Here is a 1066-nt window from a genome sequence, read left to right on the forward strand (position 1 = left end):
TATAGTTTCTAATAAATTTCTTGACATAATTTAATATTTATGCTATACTATTGTCTGGAGGTGACAATAGTATGGCTGATATACCAAGTCGTTATGTTCGTAAATTGACAGTAAAAGAAAAACAGGAAATAGACCGTTTATGTCGCAAAGGAGCATCAGGAATTTCGTTAAGAGCATTTATTATTCGATTGTCTTCACAGAAAGTACCAATCCCAGAAATATGCAGATTGACAGGGCTTTCTCGTCAAACTGTCTACTTCTGGTTAAATCGTTTCGACGATTTTGGGGTTTCTGGTTTGGAAGACGAACCTCGTTCTGGCCGTCCTATAAAGTTCAACCATGCAACTTGCAAAAGAATCGTGCGAATTGCTACTTCCAAGCCAAAAGATATAGGACTGCATTTCACAAATTGGACTTTACCAAAATTGAAAAATTATCTTATCAAATCAAAAACAGTTCCTTATATCTGCATAGAAAGTTTACGCACTTGTTTACGTAAAGGTGGTCTAACTCTGAAAACTGCTCAGAAGTGGATGATATCAAGAGATCCGCAGTTCAATATAAAAAAAACGAATTGAGCGCCTTTTGGATTACCGTCCTCCAAAATCTCGTGTCATTTGTTTTGATGAAAAAGGAACTATTGTTATCAAAGCATATCCTGGCAGAAGTTGGAGTAAAAAAACCCCTAAAATCCCTGCGAAACAATCTATTAAAGGTAAAACGGAACTTCTTGGTGCCTATGACTTCCACAATGGGAAACTTTGGGTTCGTTTCTTTAAGAAAAAAACCGCTAAGGAAATTATATTGGTACTTGAGTTCTTGCGTAAACGATATAAAGGATATCGTCTCTATATTATCCTCGATTGCTGGAGAGCACATTGTTCTAAATTACTCAAAGAATATGTCAATCATCAATCCATTACTCTGGTGGAGCTACCTACTAATGCTTCTTGGCTTAATCCCATTGAGCGAATATTCTCTGAAATCCAAAATCAAGTGCTGGCAAATTCAAACTTTCAATCTGTATCCGAAACAAAACAATCTATCAGAAAATATGTTAGAAAAG

2 protein-coding genes are annotated in these 1066 nt (G+C 35.8%); both read left to right on the forward strand.

Annotated elements, in window-relative coordinates; all coding sequences use genetic code 11:
- The first annotated feature begins 71 nt into the window (after positions 1-71).
- Entirely contained in the window at positions 72-578 is a 507-nt protein-coding gene (locus AB1422_19600) for a helix-turn-helix domain-containing protein (GenBank protein MEW6621507.1), read from the forward strand.
- A 7-nt stretch (positions 579-585) separates the two neighbouring features.
- On the forward strand, positions 586-1066 hold a 481-nt coding region (locus tag AB1422_19605; GenBank protein ID MEW6621508.1), incomplete at its 3' end, for an IS630 family transposase.

Source organism: bacterium, assembly GCA_040757115.1.
Taxonomy (GTDB): Bacteria; UBA9089; CG2-30-40-21; order CG2-30-40-21; family SBAY01; genus JBFLXS01.